General features: G+C 39.2%; 5 protein-coding genes and 1 tRNA gene. All 6 read left to right on the top strand.

The genetic code is table 11. The features are described from left to right. The first annotated feature begins 416 nt into the window (after positions 1-416). The 6 genes from ACIQZG_RS24400 to tsaD all read left to right on the top strand — a co-directional run bounded on the left by ACIQZG_RS24400 (position 417) and on the right by tsaD (position 3,695). Positions 417-492, top strand: a tRNA-Asp gene (locus ACIQZG_RS24400). A gap of 147 nt (positions 493-639) precedes the next feature. Further along, the gene (locus ACIQZG_RS24395; protein ID WP_402758741.1) at positions 640-960 is read left to right on the top strand and encodes a hypothetical protein; all 321 of its coding nucleotides are present in this window, start codon (positions 640-642) and stop codon (positions 958-960) included. A gap of 120 nt (positions 961-1,080) precedes the next feature. Next, positions 1,081-1,530, top strand: a complete 450-nt coding sequence (tsaE, locus tag ACIQZG_RS24390) for a tRNA (adenosine(37)-N6)-threonylcarbamoyltransferase complex ATPase subunit type 1 TsaE (protein ID WP_402758740.1) — start codon at positions 1,081-1,083, stop codon at positions 1,528-1,530. After that, positions 1,527-2,237: a tRNA (adenosine(37)-N6)-threonylcarbamoyltransferase complex dimerization subunit type 1 TsaB gene (gene tsaB, locus ACIQZG_RS24385; protein ID WP_402758738.1), complete on the top strand. Its 711-nt coding sequence runs from the start codon at positions 1,527-1,529 to the stop codon at positions 2,235-2,237. Before tsaE ends, tsaB begins: the two co-directional genes overlap by 4 nt. Further along, positions 2,227-2,679 carry a ribosomal protein S18-alanine N-acetyltransferase gene (gene rimI, locus ACIQZG_RS24380; RefSeq protein ID WP_402758737.1) on the top strand — a complete coding sequence of 151 codons (453 nt, stop codon included), beginning with the start codon at positions 2,227-2,229 and terminating at the stop codon, positions 2,677-2,679. The genes tsaB and rimI overlap by 11 nt, the downstream gene beginning before the upstream one ends. Further along, complete coding sequence (gene tsaD, locus ACIQZG_RS24375) at positions 2,679-3,695, top strand: tRNA (adenosine(37)-N6)-threonylcarbamoyltransferase complex transferase subunit TsaD (RefSeq protein WP_402758736.1); 1,017 nt, start codon at positions 2,679-2,681, stop codon at positions 3,693-3,695. The genes rimI and tsaD overlap by 1 nt, the downstream gene beginning before the upstream one ends. The last annotated feature ends 176 nt before the right edge of the window (positions 3,696-3,871 follow it).

Genomic DNA, 3,871 nt, shown 5'->3' with positions numbered 1-3,871 from the left:
GCTCTTTAGCGCCGATGGTAGTTGGGGGCTTCCCCCTGTGAGAGTAGGACGTCGCTAGGCACATGAGACAGTCAACTATATGTTGGCTGTTTTTTATTATTAAGGAACCTATAGAACTTTTGTTTGTGAATAATCTAGGGCATTGTTTTTATCTAGGCTAAAGCGTGAACGACTAAAGTTCGTAATGGAAATGAAGATGGCAAGTCCAGATGTTATTAGCATTGCTTACTAATACTATATTCTCGTGTAGTTATGAGTGAATTCATATTGAATAATCTAGTGATTAATAAAATTTTCAATAAGTATGCAAAGCTTGAAAGTAGTATTTTCATATTTAAATATTATTCTTTTATATTTTTTGAAAAAATAGTTGTGCAAACATCATATTTATGTTATATTAATAAATGTCTTAAAGAGGTCCCGTGGTGTAGCGGTTAACATGCCTGCCTGTCACGCAGGAGATCGCCGGTTCGATCCCGGTCGGGACCGCCATTTATGCTTATACAGTTCTTGTAATAGGAAACTATTATAAGGACTTTTTTGTTTTGAAGGGTAAAAAATTAAATATTCTGCGTTTTTTTCATGTAAAGCTCGGGTACAGTTTGAGAAGCAGTTAGAAAGTGTACGGGGGTGAAAGATATGCGAAAATTATGTGTGCTACTATTCATAGTTGCAACAGCGGCATTAGTTGGCTGTGGAGATCCAATTTTAGATATTGAAGAAAAAAATATATATCATTGGCAAAAATATATGAATCAAAAAGAGTTTGATAGTTTAAAAGAAGGAATGTCTTATTTTGAAGTCGTGGAGTGCGCGGGTGGTAGAGGAGAGAAAGTAAAGAATAATATTTATCGATGGAGAGATGAGACTTTAATGACTCAGGCTTATGTAATTGAGTTTAAAGATGATCAATTAATTTCAAAAAAGGTTGTCGAGTTAAAAGGGCATTCAAATAGATAATAAAACACGTTTTCCGTTGTGGAAAACGTGTTTTATTTTTTAAAATCACTAGATGCTTTGAACATTTACGCTAGTTTCGGTAAACTAGAAGTAATGTAGCTAGGAGAGGAAACAAAGAGAATGTTTGAGAAAATCATGAATTCAATAGAGGATACAGAACAGTTTGCATTGAAATTGGCAGATTTACTAGATGCCCAGGATACCATTACACTTGAGGGCGACTTAGGAGCAGGCAAGACGACGTTTACAAAGGCTTTGGCAAAAGGACTAGGTGTCGAAAGAACTGTGAATAGCCCGACATTTACAATTATTAAACAGTATGAAGGACGTTTACCTTTTAATCACTTAGACGTATATCGTTTAGCAGATAGTGATGAGGATCTTGGATGGGATGAGCTGTTTTACGGAGATGCGGTATCAGTTGTAGAGTGGGCACATTTAGTTGAACAAGATTTACCACAAGAACGATTAGGCATTGAGATATACCGGATTAGTGAAAATGAACGTCGATTTGTGTTAACGCCTCGAGGAAAGCGATATGAGGCACTATGTGAGGAGCTAATGAAATGATTTGGTTAGGGATTGAAACAGCTAATGCACCACTTTCTGTCGCAATTGTGAAAGATGGTAAAGTAGTTGCAGAGGTTGTACAAAATATAAAATTAACGCATTCGGCTGGGGCAATGCCAGCAATTGAAGCAATACTTGCAACAGCCGGATTTAAACCAGCTGATATTGATGCAATTGCTGTCTCAGAGGGACCAGGTTCATATACAGGTGTACGTATAGGTGTTACCCTTGCAAAGACGCTTGCATGGACATTGAAGAAACCACTAGTTGGTGTATCTAGCTTAAAGACGTTAGCAGCAAATGTGTCACTTTATAACGGTCTGATTTGTCCGTTGTTCGATGCTAGGCGTAGCAATATTTATACTGCAGTTTATCGAGGGGCAACACTTGAAACTGTGATGGAAGACTATCATGATCATATTGATGGCTTATTACAACGATTACAGGCGTTAGGAGAACCAATTTTATTTGTTGGCGCAGATGTAGACGTATTTTGGGATAAAATCGTAGAAGAACTTGGTGACAATGCATCCCGTGCTCCGTTTAGCCATGATTTGCCACGTGCAAGTGAAGTAATTCGCTTAGCATGTGAAAGTGCACTGCCAAATATCGAAGTAACGCATCATTTCGTGCCACAATATAAGCGCATTGCAGAGGCTGAGGCGAATTGGCTGAAAGAGCAAAAGGAGAAAACGTATGAGCAGTAAGGTAACGTATCGTAAAATGACGTCTGATGATGTTGAATCTGTGTACGCTATTGAACTTGCCACTTTTCCTACACCTTGGACACTCGATTCCTTTTACTATGAAGTGCATGAAAATCAGTATGCGTATTATTTGATAGCAGTAGATGAGGATGAAAGCATAATTGGCTTTTGTGGTATGTGGATGGTCATTGATGCTGCGCAAATTACGAATGTAGCAGTAATAGATGCTGCACGTGGACGTGGTATTGGTGAAGCATTAATGAGAGAAGCAATGCGTATTGCACGTGAACATTCTATGGATGTCATGAGCTTAGAGGTACGTGTAACAAATAATGTGGCGCAAAATCTTTACAGAAAGTTAGCGTTCCAAGATGGTGGCATACGTAAAGGCTACTATACAGATAACGGGGAGGATGCGCTTGTCATGTGGGTGAATTTATAATGGAAAATCGAATTATTTTAGCAATTGAATCGAGTTGTGATGAGACTGCTGCGGCAATTATTCGTAATGGATCAGAAATTGTTTCGAATGTTGTAGCTTCACAAATTGAGAGTCATAAACGATTTGGTGGTGTTGTACCAGAAATCGCGTCGCGCCATCATGTTGAGCAAATTACAGTCGTGATTGAAGAGGCGTTAGCTCAAGCTAACATGACGCCACAAGATTTAGATGCAGTTGCAGTTACAGAAGGACCGGGGCTTGTTGGGGCATTGTTAATTGGCATAAATGCGGCAAAGGCTTTTGCTTTTGCGAATAACTTACCGATTATAGGTGTCCATCATATTGCAGGTCACATTTATGCCAATGCGCTTGTGCAGCCGATGGAGTTTCCATTACTAGCATTAGTTGTGTCGGGTGGACATACTGAGCTGGTTTATATGAAGGAACATGGCTCTTTTGAAGTTATTGGTGAAACACGAGATGATGCAGCTGGTGAAGCTTATGACAAAGTAGCTCGTGTATTAGGATTACCGTATCCAGGTGGCCCGCGAATAGATCAGCTAGCACATGAAAGTGATGAGGCTGTTACGTTTCCGCGTGTGTGGCTTGAAGAAGATTCCTATGATTTTAGCTTCAGTGGTTTGAAGTCAGCAGTTATTAACTATAAGCATAATATGGACCAGCGTGGGGAAGAAATTTCACCAACAGCGATGGCAAAAGGTTTCCAAGATAGTGTTGTTGAAGTTTTGACAGCTAAAACACTTCGAGCTGCTCGCGAATATAATGTGAAACAAGTTATTGCAGCTGGTGGCGTAGCAGCAAATAAAGGATTACGCGCGTCTTTAGAGGCAACATTTGAGGTGGAAGGGATTCCGTTTTACGTACCTCCACTAAAGTTATGTACTGATAATGCTGCGATGATCGGTGCAGCAGCAACTCCAATGTTTGAAGCAGGTGTTCGTGGTGATTTAATGATGAACGGAAGACCTGGTATGGAATTAAAATCTTGGATATAAGAAAAAATAGGATTCTCCGAAAAATTTGGATTTACAACGATAACAAAATTATAATATTAACAAGCCCAATTTCTCTGTGTTTGAACTGAACCCCGAATAGTGGACACTTTAAAAAGTGACCCTATTCGGGGTTTTTTGTTCATTTCACAAAAAAATCTCGTTATACTAAATATACG

Origin of the sequence: Lysinibacillus sp. NPDC096418 (assembly GCF_044762775.1) — a bacterium.
Taxonomy (GTDB): domain Bacteria; phylum Bacillota; class Bacilli; order Bacillales_A; family Planococcaceae; genus Lysinibacillus.
The sequence above is the reverse complement of the archived record's forward strand: the minus strand, read 5'-3'. Positions and strand labels throughout refer to the sequence as shown.

Excerpts from the sequence above, each read along its gene's own strand:
- tsaD (WP_402758736.1), top strand. The coding sequence starts at position 2,679 with ATGGAAAATCGAATTATTTTAGCAATTGAATCGAGTTGTGATGAGACT.
- tsaB (WP_402758738.1), top strand. The coding sequence starts at position 1,527 with ATGATTTGGTTAGGGATTGAAACAGCTAATGCACCACTTTCTGTCGCA.
- ACIQZG_RS24395 (WP_402758741.1), top strand. The coding sequence starts at position 640 with ATGCGAAAATTATGTGTGCTACTATTCATAGTTGCAACAGCGGCATTA.
- tsaE (WP_402758740.1), top strand. The coding sequence starts at position 1,081 with ATGTTTGAGAAAATCATGAATTCAATAGAGGATACAGAACAGTTTGCA.
- rimI (WP_402758737.1), top strand. The coding sequence starts at position 2,227 with ATGAGCAGTAAGGTAACGTATCGTAAAATGACGTCTGATGATGTTGAA.